Source organism: Campylobacter sp. RM16192 (assembly GCF_004803855.2).
Classification (GTDB): domain Bacteria; phylum Campylobacterota; class Campylobacteria; order Campylobacterales; family Campylobacteraceae; genus Campylobacter_A.
Map to the genome: position 1 here is coordinate 362,329 of NZ_CP012552.1, position 18,472 is coordinate 380,800.

Here is an 18,472-nt window from a genome sequence, read left to right on the forward strand (position 1 = left end):
TCTGCTAAAATTTAGATATAAAGCTTATCAAAATTAGAGTAAAACTGAGTTGAAAAATATATAAATTAAAAATTTTAATTGATAAAGCAGGGTTAAAGTTCTTTATATGTAAAATTTAGCAAATTTCATTATCAAAGGAAGTACGAATGGTTAAAATCGCTATAAACGGCTTTGGTAGGATTGGAAGATGTGCGGCGCGTATTATATTAGAGCGTGACGACGTAGAGCTAGTCGCCATAAACGATACGGCAAAGAGAGAGATGACAAGGTATCTTTTAAAATATGATACCGTTCATGGGGAGTTTAAGCAAGATGTAAAGGTCATAAATGACGACTATATCGAGGTTAACGGTAAAAAAATAAGAGTTTATTCTACAAGAGATGCAAATGAGCTTGATTTTGCAGCCTTTGGTGCCGATGTTGTACTTGAGTGTACAGGGGCTTATCTGACTACTGAAAAATGCCAACCTTATATCAAGAATGGGATTAAAAAAGTTGTGATGAGCGCTCCTGCAAAAGATGACACACCTACATACGTAATAGGCGTAAACGAGGAGCTTTACAAAGGTGAGGCTATAATATCAAACGCAAGTTGTACCACAAACTGCCTTGGCCCGGTCGCAAAAGTTTTGGATCAGAAATTTGGTATAGCAAAGGGTCTTATGACGACTGTTCATGCATATACACATGGACAAAGTCTGGTTGATGTTAAAGCTAAAGATTTTAGACGAAGTCGTGCGGCTGCCTTAAATATCGGGCCTACTACAACAGGAGCCGCAAAGGCTATTAGTAAGGTTCTTCCGCAACTTGCCGGCAAGATGCATGGTCAAAGTGTGCGTGTACCGGTAGCAAACGTCTCTATGGTCGATTTAACCGTGGTTTTAAATAAAAAAGTAAGTGTAGAAGATGTTAATAACGCCTTTAGAGATGCCGCAAGCGGCCCTATGAAAGGAATTTTACTTGTAGATGACGATCAAAGAGTATCAAGTGACTTTATGACTTCAAGCTATAGCTCTATCGTGGCAAGCGATATTACTCAAGTAATTTGCGATGATCTTGTAAAGGTCATGGCGTGGTATGACAATGAGTGGGGATATTCGCAGCGCCTTGTAGATTTAGCGGTTTTAGCCGCAAAAAAGGGTTAATATGAGTGAAATTTTATCTATAAACGACCTTGACTTAGCTAAGAAAAAAGTATTTATTAGGTGCGATTTTAACGTGCCTATGGATGAGTTTTTAAATATTACCGATGACCGCAGAATTCGCTCAGCGATTCCTACTATAAAATACTGTCTTGATCATGGATGCAGTATTGTTTTAGCAAGCCACTTGGGTCGCCCAAAAAACGGCTTTGAAGAAAAATTTTCTCTTAAAAATGTTGCCAAAAGACTATCCAGATTGCTTGATCGTGATGTAATATTTGCAAACGATGTTGTGGGTGATGATGCCATCAAAAAATCAGCAGAGCTAAAGGCTGGTGAAATTTTGATGATAGAAAATCTTCGCTTTGAAAAGGGCGAGACAAAAAATGATGAGAATTTGGCTCGTGAGCTTGCAAAATTTGGCGAAATTTATATAAATGACGCCTTTGGAGTATGCCATAGAGCTCACGCTTCGGTCGAGGCTATTACTAAATTTTATGATGAAAATCATAAGGCTGCCGGATTTTTACTACAAAAAGAGATAAATTTCGCTCAAAATTTAATCAAGCATCCTTCTAGACCTTTTGTGGCTGTCGTGGGAGGCTCAAAAGTAAGCGGAAAGCTTCAAGCGCTTCACAATCTACTTCCTCGAGTAGATAAGCTGGTAATAGGTGGAGGAATGGCGTTTACTTTCTTAAAAGCGCTTGGCGAGAATATAGGAAATTCCCTTCTTGAAGAGGATTTAATAGAGGATGCAAATGAAATTTTGAAAAAGGGCAAAGAGCTTGGAGTTAAAATTTACTTGCCGGTAGACGTAGTAGCCGCTCAAACGTTTTCTGCTGATAGTGCGGTTAAATACGTATCTGCCAAAGAGATACCAAATGGCTGGATGGGGCTTGATATAGGACCTGCTTCGGTAAGATTGTTTAAAGAGGTTTTAGCCGATGCTCAAACTATTTGGTGGAACGGCCCTATGGGTGTTTTTGAGATGGATAAATTTAGCAAGGGAAGCATCAAAATGAGCCACGCTATCGTAGAAACTCATGCTACAACTGTAGTTGGCGGTGGAGATACCGCTGATGTAGTCGAACGTGCCGGAGATGCCGATGAGATGACCTTTATCTCAACTGGTGGAGGAGCTAGTCTTGAACTAATAGAGGGTAAAGAATTGCCTGGCATAAAACCTCTTAGAAAGGCGCGTGAGTCGTGATATTTGCAGCAAATTTAAAGTGTAATCATACAAGAGAGAGCTTTAGAGAGTATGCTGAAATTTTAAACTCAAATTTGGATCAAAATGAAAATGTATTTGTATTTCCGCCTTTTAGTGCTTATGAAAAGACTGATTATAAATTTAAGCTTGGAGCGCAAAATTTCTATCCTTGCGAGAGCGGAGCCTTTACCGGCGAGATCGGTAAAGCCATGCTTGATGAGTTTGGTATAAGAACCGTTCTCATCGGGCACTCTGAAAGGCGTGAAATTTTAAATGAGAGCGAGGAGTTTTTAAGATCTAAATTTGAATTTGCCGCTAAAAATAGCTGGGATATAATCTACTGCATAGGCGAAAATTTAGCCACCAATGAGGCTAACAAAACTAAAGAGTTTTTAAAAAATCAGCTTAATAATATAGATTTAAGTTATGAAAATCTATATATCGCCTATGAGCCGATCTGGGCTATAGGCACTGGCAAGAGTGCGAGCAGTGAGCAGATAGAGGAAATTTTAAATTTCATAGCAAATTTGACCAAAGTACCGCTTCTTTACGGAGGAAGCGTAAATGCGAAAAATATTGGGCAGATTGCTAAGATATCTAGTTGCAATGGAGTTCTTGTAGGTACTGCAAGTTGGGATGCGTATAATTTTTTAAATTTAATAAAGGAAGCAAAATGATAATGAAGGGTAAAAAAGGTCTAATAGTCGGTGTTGCAAACGCTAAATCAATAGCTTATGGCATTGCGGAAGCTTGCTATCAGCAAGGTGCGCAGCTTGCTTTTACATTTTTAAATGATGCTTTGAAAAAACGCGTAGAGCCTATAGCTGAGGAATTTGGGAGCAAATTTGTATATGAGCTTGATGTAAATAATCCTGCTCATTTAGACGGAATAGCTGATAAATTAAAAGCTGATTTGGGCGAAATAGACTTTGTTGTGCACGCTGTAGCTTATGCTCCTAAAGAGGCTCTTGAGGGAGAGTTTATAGAGACTACGAAAGAGGCCTTTGATATCGCTATGGGAACTAGCGTATATTCGCTTTTAAGCCTTACAAGAGCTGTAATGCCGGTGCTTAAAGAGGGAGGCTCCATCCTAACTCTTACATATCTTGGCGGACCTAAATTTATACCTCATTACAATGTAATGGGTGTTGCAAAAGCTGCCCTTGAGAGCTCTGTGCGCTACCTTGCTCATGATTTAGGCCCAAAAAATATCAGAGTAAACGCCATCTCTGCAGGTCCTATAAAGACTCTTGCGGCAAGCGGAATAGGCGATTTTAGAATGATTTTGCGATATAACGAGGTAAATAGCCCTCTAAAACGCAATGTGACTACAGAAGATGTAGGTAAGAGCGCTATGTATCTTTTAAGCGATCTTGCAAGCGGTGTAACCGGTGAAATTCACTATGTGGATTGCGGATATAATATAATGGGAATGGGCGATATCGCTAAAGACGAAGAGGGAAATACTATCTTAGCATGGGATGCTAAATAACTAAATTTAATGAGCCCTAAATAATAAATTTAGGGCCTCATCTCTTGATATTTAAGGATATGATATGTCAAAACTTTTTACTCCATTTAAAATAGGCGATATAGAGATAAAAAATCGTATAGTTATGCCACCTATGTGCATGTATAAGGTTAAAGGCGATAATGGCTTGCCAAGGTGCTTTCATAAGCTTCATTATGCCGCTCGTTCGCTCGGAGGAGTTGGGCTTATCATAGTAGAGGCTACCGCGGTTGAGCCACGAGGTAGGATAACTCATAGCGATCTTGGTCTTTGGAGCGATGAGCAAATAGAAGAGCATGCAAATCTTGTAAAAGATTGTGCAAAATACGGAGCCAAAATAGCTATACAACTAGCTCATGCCGGACGCAAAAGCACATGCGATAGCCAAAGCATAGCACCAAGCGCTATTAAATTCAGTGATGATTATAAAATCCCAAAAGAGATGAGCATGGATGATATAAAAGATCTTAAACAAAATTTTAAAAATGCTGCCATTAGAGCTCAAAAGGCAGGATACGAGATCATAGAAATTCATGCTGCACACGGGTATTTGATAAGTGAATTTTTATCTCCATCGATTAATAATAGAAGTGATCAATATGGAGGAAGCTTTGAAAATCGTACGAGATTGTTACGTGAAATTTTAACAGATGTTAAAAATGCCGTAAATATTCCAGTGGGGGTTAGGATAAGTGCCGATAGCTGGCTAAATAAAGATTGGAAGCTAGACGATAGCGTGAAGCTATCTTGTGAGCTTGAAAATTTAGGTGCAGCATATATTCATGTATCCTCTGGAGGTTTTTTTGACACAAAAGAGCTTGATAATATGCCTAAATTTTTGCCTCTTTATCAGGCAGATTACGCAAAAGCCATAAAAGAATCGGTAAAAATCCCTGTTATTGCAGTTGGTATGATAACTACGGCAAGCCAAGGTGAAGCGCTACTTATGGGTAATGTTTGCGATGCAGTTGCTTATGGAAGAGAGCTTATTAGAAATCCAAATTTTGCTCAGCTTGCTATGAGTGAATTAGGCCGAGAGGATCTAGTAGAAAAACCATATCAAAGAGCATTTTAAACAATACAAGCACTATTTAAAATTTAAAACTATCGCTAAGACGCTATTTTAGTCATTTATTATTCAATAAAAATTTGTATTACAAGTTTCAATATGTATTATCGTTTTTAATTTAATTAAAGCATTTTAAGAATATAATATCGAAATTGGTTATTGATAAAGGAATTAAAATGCATCTTGGTCTTATAGAGTCTGGAAATTCGTGTAAGATAAAGGCCCTCCATGCTAAAGATAAGCTTTTGCAAAAGCTTTTAGATATGGGTTTTGTAGTAGGAGCTCAGATAGAAGTTGTCAGAGAGGCACCTCTTTATGACCCATTGGAATTAAAAATTCATAACTACTTAGTCTCTCTTAGAAAGAGTGAGGCCGAGCTCATAGAGGTTGAGCCATGGAGATAAAAGTAGCCTTGGCCGGTCAGCCAAACTGTGGCAAATCCACTATTTTTAATATGATAAGCGGTATACATCAGCATATCGCAAATTACCCGGGTGTTACTGTAGATAAGAAATCGGGCTTTTTTAGCGTAGGCGATATAGATATCGAGATGATCGATCTGCCTGGAACCTACTCTTTTAGCTCATACTCTCTTGAGGAGAAGGTTGCAAAGGAGGCTATTATAAATGAAAATCCGGATCTTATTTTAAATATAGTAGACGCTTCAAATTTAAAAAGAAATTTATACCTTACCTTTCAACTGCTTGAAATAGGCGTACCTGTCGTAATTATATTAAATATGTGTGATGTTGCTAGACGTAGAGGCATTACTATAGACTCGGAAAAAATGAGTGAAATTTTAAGATGTCCGGTAATTTGTGCAAGTGCTGCCAAAAATGAGGGCAAGACCGAAATTTTAGATATATTAAAAAAGACCGATGAGATAAAAAAGAACTATGAAGAGTTTAAGATAAACTATGATGAGCTTGAAATTTATATCTCAGAGATCGAAAAGACAATCAAAGTCAATGACGAATTAGCTATTAGCAAAAGATGGCTTGTTCTAAAGGCTCTTGAAAAAGATCAGACCATTGTAAATTTGCTAAAAGCTGATAATGGCAATATTGATGAAATAATATCAGCTCAAAGAGATAAATTTCATGATACCTTTGATAGGGATGTAGAGAGCTTTTTGGCATCTTTTAGATATGAAAATGCCGATGTTATATTTCATAAATGCGTTAATGAGACAAGAAAGGGCGAGCTGACATTTACTGATAAAATTGATAAATTTGTCCTAAATAGATGGCTTAGTTTCCCTATTTTATTGGCGGTTATAGTGATTATTTACCAAAGCAGTATTGTTTTTGGTTACAAGCTTACCAACTACACTTGGCCTGTTTTTGCAGCGATAAAGAATTTTATATCAGATATAACTCCAGCTGCAGATATATCTCAAATTCCTATGATAACAGATATGGCTATGTGGCTTACTAATTCGACTATTGCACTTTTAAACTACCTTCCGATATTCTTTATTCTCTTTGCTATGATCGCGATATTGGAAGACGTTGGATATATGCCTAGAATGGCCTTTATACTTGATAAGGTTTTTAGAAAATTCGGCCTTCACGGGCAAAGCACCCTGCCTCTTGTCTTGGGGGGAGCCTTTGTAGGTGGATGTGCCGTGCCTGGCGTAATGTCAACTAAGGGAATTTCAGATGATAGGGCCAGAATGGCTACTATACTCACAGTTCCTCTTATGAACTGTCTTGCCAAGGTGCCTTTTTACACTCTTTTACTTGGAGCTTTTTTCCAAAAAGATATGAGCATAATGCTTTTTTATATCTCTACGGTAACGGTTCTAGCGGCTTTGATAATAGCTAAACTTCTAACCTCAACGGTTTTAAAAAGTCGCGAAACAGCACCTTTTGTTATGGAGCTTCCACCTTATCATATGCCTACGTTTAAAGGCGTTATTATAAGGTCTTTTGAGAGAGTTTGGATATATATTAAAAAGGTCTGTACTATTGTAATTGCTGTTGCTGTTATACTATTTGCACTGCTTCAGTTCCCTGGATTATCATCTGAAAAACAAGAGCATTATAATCAAGAAGAGGCTAAGGCTTTAGTAAAATTTGACAAAGCAGTCAAAAAATCAACCTACTATGAAAAAGTAGATAGTAGAGAGGAAGTTGCCGAGCTTTTAAATTTATATGATGGATATAGGGCTAAAAAGATGGGTGGAAGTAAGGATGTGGACGAAAAATACCAAGCCAAAAACCCTGATATGTATAAATTTTTAGTTCCAAAAGCTGATGCAGAGGCTAAAAAGATAAATTCAGCCCTTAGAAAGCTATCAACAGATAGAAATAGAATCCTTAGAGAGCAAAAGAATGATAAGATAGAAAGCTCTTTGCTTGGTATGGCCGGACGCGCTCTTGAGCCTATATCTCAATTTGCCGGATTTGACTGGAAGATAAACGTGGCATTCTTGAGCTCTTTTGCAGCTAGAGAATCAGCCGTAGCTACTCTTGGTAGCATCTATGAGTCTGGTAAAGAGAGCGTAGAGGCCGCAAATGCGGATGAAAATTTAAGACCAGAAGAGAGAATGGCTAAAAATAGCGGATACACACCGCTTCATGCCGCCTCTATTATTATATTTATGTTGCTTACTCCGCCTTGTATAGCTACAATGATAGTTGTTAAGATGCAGACTAATAGCTGGGTATGGATGTGCTTTGGAATGTTCTTTCCGTTTGTGCTTGCACTAATTGTCTCATCGATATTCTTTAGCATCTCGCTTGCCGCAGGCATTAGTGGATTGGCTGCGATGAGTTGGTACTATTTTATATTGCTTGCTATAGTTGTGATATTATGGTTTGTTCCTGAAAAGAGAATAAACTGGAGTGGCGGTATAAAGGGTAGTAAAATTTAATAAATCTAAATAAAGGAGAAAAAATGAAAAAAATTCTGTTTTCATCTGTTTTAGTTGCTCTTATGAGCTCATCTGCTTTTGCTCATACTGCGCTTATGAGCTGCTTTGACAATGGTGACGGAACTGTTACTTGCGAAGGCGGTTTTAGTGATGGTTCAAGCGCAAGTGGCGTTCAATTTACAGTTATCCAAAATGGTAAAGTCGTGATAGAAGGCAAATTTGATAAAGAGAGTACATATACGTTTAAAAAACCGGAAGGTGAGTATAAGGCTAAATTCTTTGCCGGCGAAGGTCACGAGGTTGTTGTTAATTCAAAAGATATAGCTCAATAATTTTATTTTAAGGAGATTTAATGTTTAAAAAAGTTGTTATTTCATCAGTTGTTGCAGGTTTTTTAGCTAGTTCAGCATTTGCTCACTTTCAAATGCTTTATACTCCTGAGTCAGCTTTAGAAAAGCCGGCTACAATTCCTTTAAAGCTTGTTTTCACACACCCTTTTGCGGATGAGCATACTATGGATATGGGTCTTCAATTTGATAAGAGTAGAGAGGGTATAGTTGACTTTTTCGTGCTTCACAAAGAGAAAAAGACAGAGCTAAAAGGCAAGCTTAAAGAGATGAAATTTAAGGGTAGCCACAATGAGGGTATAGGCTATGAGATGGACTATCAGGCAAGAAGTATGGGAGATTATGTTTTTGCACTAACTCCAGCTCCATACTATGAAGCTAACGAAGAGTCATACATCCAGCAAATTACAAAGATGGTTTTAAACGTAGCGGGTGCACCTACTGATTGGGATGCAGAGCTTGGTCTTAAGGCTGAGATTGTTCCTTTAATGAAACCATACTCGATCTGGGCGGGAAGTACATTTACAGGTATTGTTAAATCAGAGGGTAAGCCAGTTCCATTTGCTGAGATAGAAGTAGAGTATCTAAACCATGATGTTGATATAAAGAAAAATATGACAAACAAAAAAGGCAAAGTAGAAGCTCCTCAAGATAGCTTCGTAACACTTACCATTAAAGCTAATGAAAGAGGCGAATTTACATTCGGTATCCCAAGAGCAGGTTGGTGGGGATTTGCAGCTCTTGGAGTAGGTCCTGATAAAGAGTATAAAGGCAAAGAGTTGAGCCAAGATGCTGTTATTTGGATTCAAGCAAAAGATATGAAATAATTTTTTAGGCGAAGATTTCTTCGCCTAAATTTGTTTAAAGGATATTTATGAGCGGATTTGAGATTGTTTTTCTTATCGTTATAGCTATCGGCGCAGGATACTTTGTTTATGTTAAAGAATTTAAGCAAAGAGATTGCGGATGTGGCGAAGGTAAGAGTTGCCATAAAAAAAGAAAAATTGAATAGTCTTTAGTGTTTTTAGACCCTAAAGTCGGGTCTATTTTTAAATTAGTTTATAAGACATTGGAATTTTGATTATATAGTCTTTATCAAGCATAGGAAAGTCCTTAAAGGCTCGTCTTATAGTCTCAATAGCCGCTTCATCCAAACTATCATATCCTGAGCTTTTTATAATTTTTATATCATCCACACTTCCGTTTGTTTTAAATAAAAAACTGATTTCGACTACTCCTTGATGCTTCATTTTAACAGCTCTTTTGGGGTATTTTTGATGTTTCTTTATGGCTGCTTGCATCTTTGAAAATCTCTCATCTCCTGCAGAATTTGCTAGATTAAATTCTTCTATCTTTGAAGTAGAGAAATTACTTATAGGTGCCGACGTAACAGAACTTATTGTCTCGGCTTTAACCGGGATGATTGGCTGAGTTGTTGTTTGTGACGGAACATCGATTTTGGAAGCAGGCTCTGTTTTGTTTACTGATGTTTGTTTTTTTAGTTTAGGTTTTGACTTTTTAGTAGGCTTAGGCTCTATCTTTAGTTCCGGTTTTGGCGTTGGTGTAATTATAGGCTCAACAATAGATTCCACTATAGGTTTAGTATCTACTACTGGTTTGGGTAAAGTAGGAGTAGGTGGTGCTAGTGGAGCTGCCACTGGTTCTGGTGCCGGCGGAAGAGGAAGTGAAGGATTAATGGTGTTTAAGTTTATTTTTGTCATCTCTTCTTTGCCTGTTAAATTTATTTGATGTGGCAAATTTATAAAAGCTGTGATAATAATAGTATGAAATAGTGCCGAGACTACAAATCCGCTTAAATTTGTTTTACTACTCGCTGAGAGTTGTAATGGCAAAATTCTCATGCTTTTTCTCTTTTAGTATATCTACTACCTTTACAAACATCTCAAATTTACTCTCTTTATCGCTTTTTAGCTGAACTAGAGTTCTCGAGTCTATTTGATTTAGACGATCTTTTAACTTCTCTTGTGAAGTTTTTATGTCATCTATAAAAAATTCATTGTCTTTGTTTATAGTGACAGTTACTTTTCTATCTTCATCATTTTGTTCGGCACTTTCACTACTTGGTAAATTTATAGGAATATTTCCTTGGGCAATAAAAGTCGATACACTAAGTACTATGGCAAGGAGCACTAGCATAATATCGATTAGAGGAATTACGTTTAATCCCTCTTTTTTAGGCATTTTCATATTTTGCCTTATATCTGTTTAAAAGAACATCAACTTTTCTCATGAAGGCATTGTATATCATAAGCGTAGGAATAGCTACAAGCAACCCTAGTGCTGTAGCTTTTAAAGCTAAAGATAGGCCCACCATAATACTTTTAGTGTCTGTTCCACCACTCATACCCATATCGTAAAATGTTATCATAATACCAGCAACAGTCCCTAAAAGTCCAATATAAGGGGCATTTGAATAGATAATATAAAGTAGCGCTAGGTTGCTTGCAAGGCTCTCTTCTAACTCATTTTTGTTTTTGTATGTTTCAATTTTACATTTGCATAAAATATCAGTCTTTCTATCGTAAACCAAACGACTAAAAAGCTCATAAAGCCCAGAATACCAATTATGATATAGTCAACGTTTTCCTTTAGAAATTCCATTGATTGCCTTTAATTTTTTATCATGATTATATCAATCACGATACTTGTTGTCAATAATTTTAAAGTTTTGTTTATGAGCTATAATCGATAATATGCGCATTACAAAGCATTAAATGCAAATGACTTTTAATTTAATAATAAATATATACTATTGTTTCGCGATATGCTTATGTTGGTATGTTTTTATCTTGATATTATAAAGGAGAATTTAGTATCACAAAAGTGTCAATCATACACAGTTTAAAATCTTGGCATAATGATAGAATATTTAAATAGTTAAAAGAGGTTACTTAAAGGCAACCCCTTTATAATGAATTAATAACCCCTAATTCTTTTCACATTATCACAAGCAGAAGTATCTCCACTATAGCAAGAGGACTTGTAAATTTGCAAGGCCCTATATTCATCTTTTTTGACGCCAAGACCTAACTCGTAAAGCCCTCCTGTATTTGTACAAGATGCTATATCCCCCATAGTACAACCTCTTGAATATGCATCAAAGGCACTTTGGTAGTCAGGCTCTTTTGCATCTCTGCCAAGCCTGTAAAATTCACCCAAATAATAGCAAGAGTCAGCACCGTTGTTCATACAAGAATTTTTATGAATTTCTATACCCTTTTTAATATCTTTTTGTAGACCTATTTGATCGCCGTACATATATATATTTGCTAAATTTGTGCAAGATTTTTGGTAGCCCATTTTGCAATTTTTGTCATAAATCTTAAATGCGGCTTGATGGTTTTGTAAATTTTGATAACTTATTGCTAAATCGTTGCAAGCAGATAAATTACCAGCTTCGCATTTTGGTTTTAATATCTGTATAGCCTTGTGATTAAAGTCTGTATCTGCATTTATATTGTTTGCTTTAGATGTATTGCTCGCCGCACAACCAGCCATTAGTATGGCTACTAAAAAAAATAATAAATTTCTCATATCCACTCCTAGTCTATCTTATAAATTTAAAGTACTTTACCAAGGACGTAGTGAGTAGTATCATTTACTTTTCTAAGAGAAAATTTATGTTTGTTGGCCCAATTTTGTATTATTTGTTCCACTTCCGCCTTTATACCATCTGCAGTTGCCACGTTTTTAATCTTGAAGTAGTCTTCACTTCCGCTCATAGCGACAAAGCATCTATGTGGTTTTAGGTGATCGTTTAAAGTTATAATACTTTCAGGCTCAACTCCGTTTGAGTTGTTTAAAACTCTTTTGATTTGAGCCAGAGTTACCTCGTTTGCCTCGTAATTTAACTGATTTAAAAGTGCAACTAAATCCATTTTATTCCTTTCTGATTTTATTATATTATACTTTTTTGACTTATTAAAACGCCTTCAATTAACTTTTTTATATCACCGTCTAGTATCGCATCTGTTTGCGAATAAGCTAAATTTGAGCGGTTATCTTTGACTTGTTGGTATGGAAAAAGCACATAAGATCTGATTTGATGACCCCAGCCTATCTCGCTTTTTGGAGTGTTCGCATTTGCCTCTTGCTGTTTCATAAGCTCTAATTCGTAGAGGCGAGACTTAAGCATCTTCATCGCCGTTGCCCTGTTTTTGTGCTGACTTCTGTCGTTTTGGCATTGTACTACTATACCAGTAGGGGCGTGAGTGATTCTTATTGCGCTTTCGGTTTTGTTTACGTGCTGACCGCCTGCACCACTAGCGCGATAAGTATCTATCTTTAGATCTTTTTCCTCTATTTCTATCTCTATATCATCATCTATTTCGGGGCTTACCATTACGCTTGAAAAGCTTGTATGCCTACGACCTGCGCTATCAAATGGACTTGTACGAACTAGACGGTGTATGCCGTTTTCTGCCTTTAGATATCCGTATGCGTTTTCGCCTTTTACTATGAAGCTTACATCTTTTAGTCCCGCTTCATCACCCTCTTGAAAATCAAGAGTCTCTACCTTAAACCCTTCTCTCTCGCAAAATCTTAGATACATCCTATAAAGTATACTTGCCCAGTCGTTACTCTCTGTGCCTCCTGCTCCAGGATGGATGGTAACGATAGCGTTTTTATTATCATCTTCGCCGCTAAGTAGCATTGAAATTTCTAAATTTACTATCTTGTCTTCGAGACTACTTGCATCTTCATATAGTGAATTTAATGTATCAAGGTCGTTTTCTGAATTTGCAAGATCGTAAAGATCCTTTGTGTCATTTAATGCGTTTCTAGCATCTTTAAATTTATTTAAAATATTTGTTATTTTTGTTTTTTCTTTTCCGATTTGTCCGGCTAACGCTATGTTTTGCCAGAAGCCAGGATCGTTTTCGAGTTTGCTTATTTCGTTTAATCTTCTTTCTATCTCTTCAGGTTTTATTATAAGTGCAATATTGTTTACCTTTGTATCAAGGCTCTTTAAAAGTTCGGTGTACTCGTAGTTATCCAAATTTATCTCCAAATTCATTATTTCTATTATGATTATAGCATAATTGAATAAAGTCAGGTTTGAGTAAAGATAAAATTGATATAATTTGCGACTTTAATATAAAAAAGAGAAATCAAAATGCAGATAATTAGAACAGCTAGCGAGCTTAAAAAATTTATAGATAGTGTTAGTGGAGAGATAGGTTTCGTGCCTACTATGGGTGCTTTGCATGATGGGCATGTAAGCTTGATAAAAAGATGCGCAAGCGAAAATGATATAACTATAGTCTCAACCTTCGTTAATCCTACTCAATTTTTACCAAACGAGGATTTGGACAAGTATCCTAAAAACGAAGTTAGAGATATTGAAATTTGTAAAAGTTGTGGCGTGGCAGCTATTTTTATACCAAGTGCGGATGAGCTATACTTTGAGAGTGAGCCTTGTATAGCCGCACCTAAAAATTTGGCTTCTATTTTAGAGGGCAAAACTCGCCCGGGGCATTTTGACGGTGTACTTAGAGTTTTAATGAAGTTGTTTAATCTAACTAGGGCAAAACGAGCTTATTTTGGTAAAAAAGACGCCCAACAACTAACTATTGTGCAAAATATGGTTAAAACCATGTTTTTAAATTTAGAGATAATTCCTTGCGAAATAGTAAGAGAAAAAGATGGACTGGCGCTATCTTCAAGAAATTCTTATTTAAATGAATCCGAAAAGCTTGAAGCATTAAGACTTTCTAAGGCTATCATGAAAGCTTCAAATTTGATAAAACAAAATGAGCTAACTGCAAGCAAGATTAAAGATGAGATGTTTGAGATTTTAAAGCCTTTAAAAGTTGATTATGTGGCTATTGTGGATAGAAATTTCAATGAAATTTCAAAGATTGAGCCAAAAAATAGCATAATTTTAGTTGCAGCCTATGTAGGCAAAGCGCGTTTGATTGATAATTTATGGGTGTAAAATGAGCAAACTTCATCTAATTTCACTGGGCTGTAATAAAAATTTAGTCGATTCTGAAATCATGCTTGGACGTCTTCAAAACTATGAAATCACCGATGATGTGGCTGTTGCAGATGTGATAATTATAAATACCTGTGGATTTATAGACTCTGCTAAGCAAGAGAGCATACGCTCTATCCTTGAGGTTCATGACGCACGCAAGAAAGGCTCGTTGCTAGTAGTCACGGGCTGTTTGATGCAAAGATATAAAGAGGAGCTTATGAAAGAGCTTCCAGAGGTGGATTTATTTACAGGTGTTGGAGACTATGATAAGATCGATGAAATCATACTAAAAAAGCAAAATTTATTTAGCCCAGGAACTTATTTGCAGGCAAATGAAGAGAGGGTCATAACTGGATCAAACTATCATGCTTATATTAAAATTTCAGAAGGCTGTAATCAAAAATGCAGCTTTTGCGCAATTCCTACATTTAAGGGCAAGCTAAAGTCGCGCTCGCTTGAAAATATAGTGGATGAGGTGAAAAAACTCGTTAAAAAAGGATATTTTGATTTCAGCTTTTTATCTCAGGACTCAAGCTCTTTTATGAGAGATCACGCCAAAAGCGACGGGCTTATAGAGCTTATTGATGCGGTTGAGAAGATTGAAGGCGTAAGGAGTGCAAGGATCTTATATCTATATCCTAGCACGACCTCAAATGAGCTAATTAGGCGCATAATAGATTCTAAAGTTTTTCAAAACTACTTTGATATGCCTATACAACATATAAGCGACAAAATGCTTAAGATTATGCGCAGAGGAAGCGGAGCTAAGCGCATTAAAGAGCTTTTAACTATGATGAGGGAGGCTGAGAATTCATTTCTTAGAACTGGTGTCATTGTTGGGCATCCTGGTGAAGGCGATGAAGAATTTAACGAGCTTTGCGAGTTTTTAAGCGAGTTTAAATTTGACCGTGTTTCAGCATTTGCGTATTCAAGAGAGGAGGATACCTTATCTTATGAGATGGAACAGATACCTACAAAGACTATAGAAAAACGCCTTTCAAAGATGGAAAAGATAACTAAAAAAGTTGTAAACGAGAGCTTTGCCAATGAGCTTGGCAAGAAATTTGAGGTCGTCATAGAGGGTATTAGCAGCGAAGGCGAGATGTTTTACGGAGCTAAAAAACTGCTTTGGGATAAGGATATCGACGGAGAAATTTTAATAAATGAGAGCGAGCTTGAAACTCTTGAGACCGGTAAAATTTATAATTGTGAGATAACGCAAGTAGTCAAAGATAAGGTGCTTGGACGAGTGATAGGGTGATGATAAACGAGGCTTTGACAGATATTTTAAAGAAAGGTAAAAATCTGCTTGCGTTTTCGCATGGAGTAGATTCTACGGCTCTTTTTTATATCCTAAACGAGCAAAAAATCGCATTTGACATAGCCATAGTTAATTATAATACAAGGGAGCAAAGCAAAGAGGAGCTTGCAAGTGCAAGAGAGCTGGCTAGTAAGTTTAATAAAAGAATTTTTGAACTTAGCGTGAGCCTTGAAAGCTCAAATTTTGAGTGCAGGGCGAGGGAGGTTAGATATGAGTTTTTTACAAAAATTTGCACCGAATTTGGCTACACAAATCTTATTTTAGCACATCAGTTTGATGATAAATTCGAGTGGTTTTTGATGCAGCTTGGCAAGGGTGCTGGGTTAAATGAGCTTCTTGGAATGAGCGAATTTGAAAGAAGGGATAAATTTAATATTGTAAGACCCCTTTTGAATACAAGAAAAACAGAGCTTTTAAACTTTTTAAATGAGCGTAAATTAAAATATTTTTTAGATCATAGTAACGAAGAGATGAGATTTAAAAGAAATTTGATAAGAGCTAAATTTAGCGAGCCTTTTTTGGATCTATTTAAAAGTGGTGTAGCTAAAAGTTTTGAGTTTTTAGAAAATGATATGGATAGCCTAAAGCCTGAAATTTTAAATCCAAAAGATAGATTATACCTGGTTAAAAATGATAAAAACGCCATCAGGGGAATTGATAAGGCATGTAAGCTTTTAGGCGTAGTAATGAGCGAGGCCCAACGAAGAGAGTGTCAAAGATGCTTATTAAATCAAACGGATTGTGTTATTAGTGCAAAAGTGGCTGTAGGATATTTTCCAAAATTTATTTTTATAACTCCGTTTGTAAAAGCTGCTATGGATAAAAAATTTAAAGAGGCTTGTAGGGTATTTAAAGTGCCTAAAATAAATCGTCCTTATCTATGCCAAATTGGTTTTGAAATAGAAAATTTGAGAGAATTTTTATAAAAACTACTTAAGTCCGTAAACTTTGATATTAAAAGTAGTGTGTATCTTGCCGCTATTTTCACGCATCTGTATAGGAAAATCAACTTTGATAATATTATCGTATTTTGTAAGAGCGTCAATAAAGTTGTAAAATTTTGTCGGAGTTAAAATATTGCTAGTTACGTTTAGTTCATATCTAAAAAATTGCTCTTTGTTTGAATCATTGTTTATTTGGCTGAGTTTTACATCATTAAAATAATTTTTTGCAAATTTTGTGAAGTTATCCTCGCTAAATTTTTTATCAAATGCCTTAAATATAAGCCTATCTTTCTCTTTGATATCATTTAGTTTTGAATTTTTGCTATTGTAAATTTGATTTATCTTTGTTACACTGGCCGCTTGGATACGGTTTTGGTATTGAACCTCTCGGTAGTCTTTTATATTTGGCACAATGAATGCAAATATCATTACAAGGCATACAACGATAAATATTAAAACATAGATTAAAAGTTTGACTATATCAATCTCTTCTAAGCTTGTATCTTTACTCATTGTAGCCTTCCGAATTGTCAATCTTGTTTGTGCTAATGAAATTTAGCCATCCGTTTTGAAGCTGATAAAAAGTCGTATTTGAGGTATTAAATATCGATTTTAAAGGGGCTAAAAGTAGCATATTGTAAGTATCTTTGCTTGGCGTTACGCCCTTTATTACAAGAGAGTTTTTATGCATTATTACTTCGTTTAATGTTATGCTGTCTGGCACCAGATCAAAAAGATTGTTTAGACTCTGTTTTAATATTGTATTTGAAGCAAAAATTTCATATGCCCATTCGCGTTGCTCTTGTAGTTTTGCCGTGATTTCATCAATATTTTTGATATCTTTTGAGATTGTATTGTAATTTGTTTTTAGGTTCTCTATATTGTTTTGTAGTGAGTGATTTTTAAAGACTAAAAATAGATTCAGAGTCAATAAAAGGACAAAAACACTACCTATGAAAATAAACCAAATTTTACTAAATAGAGTTAAAAACGGCTTTTTAGCAGGATTTATAAGGCTATATCTATAAGTCATCTTTAGCCTCGCTCATCATAAGCTCAGTCATCATTTTAAGCGTGTTGACAGGATAGGCCGCTGTTTCTACCATTAGTTCGGTTTCTAAATAGTGTAGAAAGGTAGCGCTTGTTTTTATGTTATCAAAAATTACTATTTGCTCAATAAAATCGCCGTCATACATCGGATTTAGATAAAAATCTTTAAGAGTGTTTACAATATATTGATACATACTCATATCGCGTCCAAATATCGATACGGAGGCGGCTACGTCTTTTGATACTGGCATATTTATATCGTAATCAAGATCAGCAAATTCATCTGTCGTTGAGCCGGATTTTAGCATATTATCAAGATTATCAATTCCATCTAAACTCTCTACATCAGAATCGATTTCAGCGATAAAATCATCTATATCGTCGATTTTTTCTTGGTTAAAATCTAAATCATCATCTGACGAAACTCCGATACTTTCACCGGTTTTTGTAAAAGATGCAAATTTAAATTTGCCTTTGTTTGCTATACAAAGCGCAAACGAGTCTTTGTGACTGTATATGTAAAGGGTATTTTTTTTATTTTCTTTTTTATCAATAATTGCTTTATGCATAAGAGCTATCGGAGAGTATAAAAAATCAATGCCGATTGGCTTAAATTTTACTTTCATCTGCGCAATATCCATTAGATCGGCATACACAAACCACCCATCAGAAATTTTAGTAAATCCTACATTTTTTGGATCTATGTTAAATAATTTAAATTCATCTTCGTTTCTGCAAGCAATGGCGCCTTGTCCCATATAGTCGAAAAATACGGCTATATAGACCCATTTGTACTCTTTTTGTTGACGCTTTATAAAGTCTATGATTTTTTCATTTAAGATATCTGGATTTTCATTGTCAAATTCTGCCTTAATAGTCTTTATCGTTTTGCCATTTCTTGTCACTATACCGTAAAATAGGCATTGTTTGGATTCTATTACTACGCTAAGGTATAAAACGCTAAAAAAACGGCGAATAGAAAACGACATAATTCTCCTAT

At 35.9% G+C, this 18,472-nt stretch carries 21 protein-coding genes and 1 pseudogene; 13 read left to right on the top strand and 9 right to left on the bottom strand.

The genetic code is table 11. From position 1 onward, the window contains the following. Positions 1-146: 146 nt before the first annotated feature. The 10 genes from gap to CDOMC_RS01940 all read left to right on the top strand — a co-directional run bounded on the left by gap (position 147) and on the right by CDOMC_RS01940 (position 9,168). Entirely contained in the window at positions 147-1,145 is a 999-nt protein-coding gene (gap, locus tag CDOMC_RS01895; RefSeq protein WP_172127444.1) for a type I glyceraldehyde-3-phosphate dehydrogenase, read from the top strand. Between the two features lies 1 nt (position 1,146). After that, a complete protein-coding gene (locus tag CDOMC_RS01900; RefSeq protein ID WP_172127446.1) occupies positions 1,147-2,352 on the top strand; it encodes a phosphoglycerate kinase in 1,206 nt (401 codons plus the stop codon). Beyond that, entirely contained in the window at positions 2,349-3,029 is a 681-nt protein-coding gene (locus tag CDOMC_RS01905; protein ID WP_172127448.1) for a triose-phosphate isomerase, read from the top strand. The genes CDOMC_RS01900 and CDOMC_RS01905 overlap by 4 nt, the downstream gene beginning before the upstream one ends. Further along, positions 3,026-3,844 carry an enoyl-ACP reductase FabI gene (gene fabI / locus CDOMC_RS01910; RefSeq protein WP_172127450.1) on the top strand — a complete coding sequence of 273 codons (819 nt, stop codon included), beginning with the start codon at positions 3,026-3,028 and terminating at the stop codon, positions 3,842-3,844. Before CDOMC_RS01905 ends, fabI begins: the two co-directional genes overlap by 4 nt. A gap of 64 nt (positions 3,845-3,908) precedes the next feature. Then, a complete protein-coding gene (locus CDOMC_RS01915; RefSeq protein WP_172127452.1) occupies positions 3,909-4,937 on the top strand; it encodes an NADH:flavin oxidoreductase/NADH oxidase in 1,029 nt (342 codons plus the stop codon). Positions 4,938-5,107: 170 nt separating this feature from the next. Then, a complete protein-coding gene (locus tag CDOMC_RS01920) occupies positions 5,108-5,335 on the top strand; it encodes a FeoA family protein (RefSeq protein WP_172127454.1) in 228 nt (75 codons plus the stop codon). Beyond that, on the top strand, positions 5,326-7,809 hold the full coding sequence (feoB, locus tag CDOMC_RS01925; protein WP_172127456.1) for a ferrous iron transport protein B: 2,484 nt from the start codon (positions 5,326-5,328) through the stop codon (positions 7,807-7,809). Before CDOMC_RS01920 ends, feoB begins: the two co-directional genes overlap by 10 nt. A 23-nt stretch (positions 7,810-7,832) precedes the next feature. Then, positions 7,833-8,141 (top strand): hypothetical protein, encoded by a 309-nt coding sequence (locus CDOMC_RS01930; protein WP_169972866.1) that lies wholly within the window; start codon positions 7,833-7,835, stop codon positions 8,139-8,141. Positions 8,142-8,161: 20 nt separating this feature from the next. After that, a complete protein-coding gene (locus CDOMC_RS01935) occupies positions 8,162-8,983 on the top strand; it encodes a DUF4198 domain-containing protein (RefSeq protein ID WP_172127458.1) in 822 nt (273 codons plus the stop codon). A 47-nt stretch (positions 8,984-9,030) separates the two neighbouring features. Beyond that, a complete protein-coding gene (locus tag CDOMC_RS01940; RefSeq protein WP_172127460.1) occupies positions 9,031-9,168 on the top strand; it encodes a FeoB-associated Cys-rich membrane protein in 138 nt (45 codons plus the stop codon). A gap of 37 nt (positions 9,169-9,205) precedes the next feature. Here the strand turns inward: CDOMC_RS01940 and CDOMC_RS01945 are convergent, their stop codons facing one another. The 6 genes and pseudogenes from CDOMC_RS01945 to prfB form a co-directional block, all read right to left on the bottom strand. Next, complete coding sequence (locus CDOMC_RS01945; RefSeq protein ID WP_172127462.1) at positions 9,206-10,018, bottom strand: energy transducer TonB; 813 nt, start codon at positions 10,016-10,018, stop codon at positions 9,206-9,208. After that, positions 9,984-10,364, bottom strand: coding sequence for a TonB system transport protein ExbD (exbD, locus tag CDOMC_RS01950; RefSeq protein WP_172127464.1), 381 nt, complete (start codon positions 10,362-10,364; stop codon positions 9,984-9,986). The genes CDOMC_RS01945 and exbD overlap by 35 nt, the downstream gene beginning before the upstream one ends. Continuing rightward, positions 10,351-10,778 (bottom strand): annotated as a pseudogene (exbB, locus tag CDOMC_RS01955) (TonB-system energizer ExbB). Before exbB ends, exbD begins: the two are co-directional and overlap by 14 nt. A gap of 315 nt (positions 10,779-11,093) precedes the next feature. Continuing rightward, the gene (locus tag CDOMC_RS01960) at positions 11,094-11,711 is read right to left on the bottom strand and encodes a tetratricopeptide repeat protein (RefSeq protein WP_172127466.1); all 618 of its coding nucleotides are present in this window, start codon (positions 11,709-11,711) and stop codon (positions 11,094-11,096) included. Between the two features lie 26 nt (positions 11,712-11,737). After that, positions 11,738-12,055 carry a type II secretion system protein gene (locus tag CDOMC_RS01965; protein WP_172127468.1) on the bottom strand — a complete coding sequence of 106 codons (318 nt, stop codon included), beginning with the start codon at positions 12,053-12,055 and terminating at the stop codon, positions 11,738-11,740. Positions 12,056-12,075: 20 nt separating this feature from the next. Then, positions 12,076-13,176 (bottom strand): peptide chain release factor 2, encoded by a 1,101-nt coding sequence (gene prfB, locus CDOMC_RS01970; RefSeq protein WP_172127470.1) that lies wholly within the window; start codon positions 13,174-13,176, stop codon positions 12,076-12,078. Positions 13,177-13,293: 117 nt separating this feature from the next. Between prfB and panC the strand changes: the two genes are divergently transcribed. Genes panC through tilS form a run of 3 tightly spaced genes read left to right on the top strand, consistent with a single transcriptional unit; the run spans position 13,294 to position 16,404 of the window. Then, complete coding sequence (gene panC / locus CDOMC_RS01975) at positions 13,294-14,115, top strand: pantoate--beta-alanine ligase (RefSeq protein WP_172127472.1); 822 nt, start codon at positions 13,294-13,296, stop codon at positions 14,113-14,115. A 1-nt stretch (position 14,116) separates the two neighbouring features. Beyond that, positions 14,117-15,418, top strand: coding sequence for a 30S ribosomal protein S12 methylthiotransferase RimO (gene rimO / locus CDOMC_RS01980; RefSeq protein WP_172127474.1), 1,302 nt, complete (start codon positions 14,117-14,119; stop codon positions 15,416-15,418). Further along, positions 15,418-16,404: a tRNA lysidine(34) synthetase TilS gene (tilS, locus tag CDOMC_RS01985; RefSeq protein WP_172127476.1), complete on the top strand. Its 987-nt coding sequence runs from the start codon at positions 15,418-15,420 to the stop codon at positions 16,402-16,404. The genes rimO and tilS overlap by 1 nt, the downstream gene beginning before the upstream one ends. Before the next feature lie 3 nt (positions 16,405-16,407). Here the strand turns inward: tilS and CDOMC_RS01990 are convergent, their stop codons facing one another. Genes CDOMC_RS01990 through CDOMC_RS02000 form a run of 3 tightly spaced genes read right to left on the bottom strand, consistent with a single transcriptional unit; the run spans position 16,408 to position 18,461 of the window. After that, positions 16,408-16,935 carry a hypothetical protein gene (locus CDOMC_RS01990; RefSeq protein WP_172127478.1) on the bottom strand — a complete coding sequence of 176 codons (528 nt, stop codon included), beginning with the start codon at positions 16,933-16,935 and terminating at the stop codon, positions 16,408-16,410. After that, a complete protein-coding gene (locus CDOMC_RS01995) occupies positions 16,928-17,455 on the bottom strand; it encodes a hypothetical protein (RefSeq protein ID WP_172127480.1) in 528 nt (175 codons plus the stop codon). The genes CDOMC_RS01990 and CDOMC_RS01995 overlap by 8 nt, the downstream gene beginning before the upstream one ends. Beyond that, a complete protein-coding gene (locus CDOMC_RS02000; RefSeq protein WP_172127482.1) occupies positions 17,445-18,461 on the bottom strand; it encodes a hypothetical protein in 1,017 nt (338 codons plus the stop codon). The genes CDOMC_RS01995 and CDOMC_RS02000 overlap by 11 nt, the downstream gene beginning before the upstream one ends. Between the last annotated feature and the right edge of the window lie 11 nt (positions 18,462-18,472).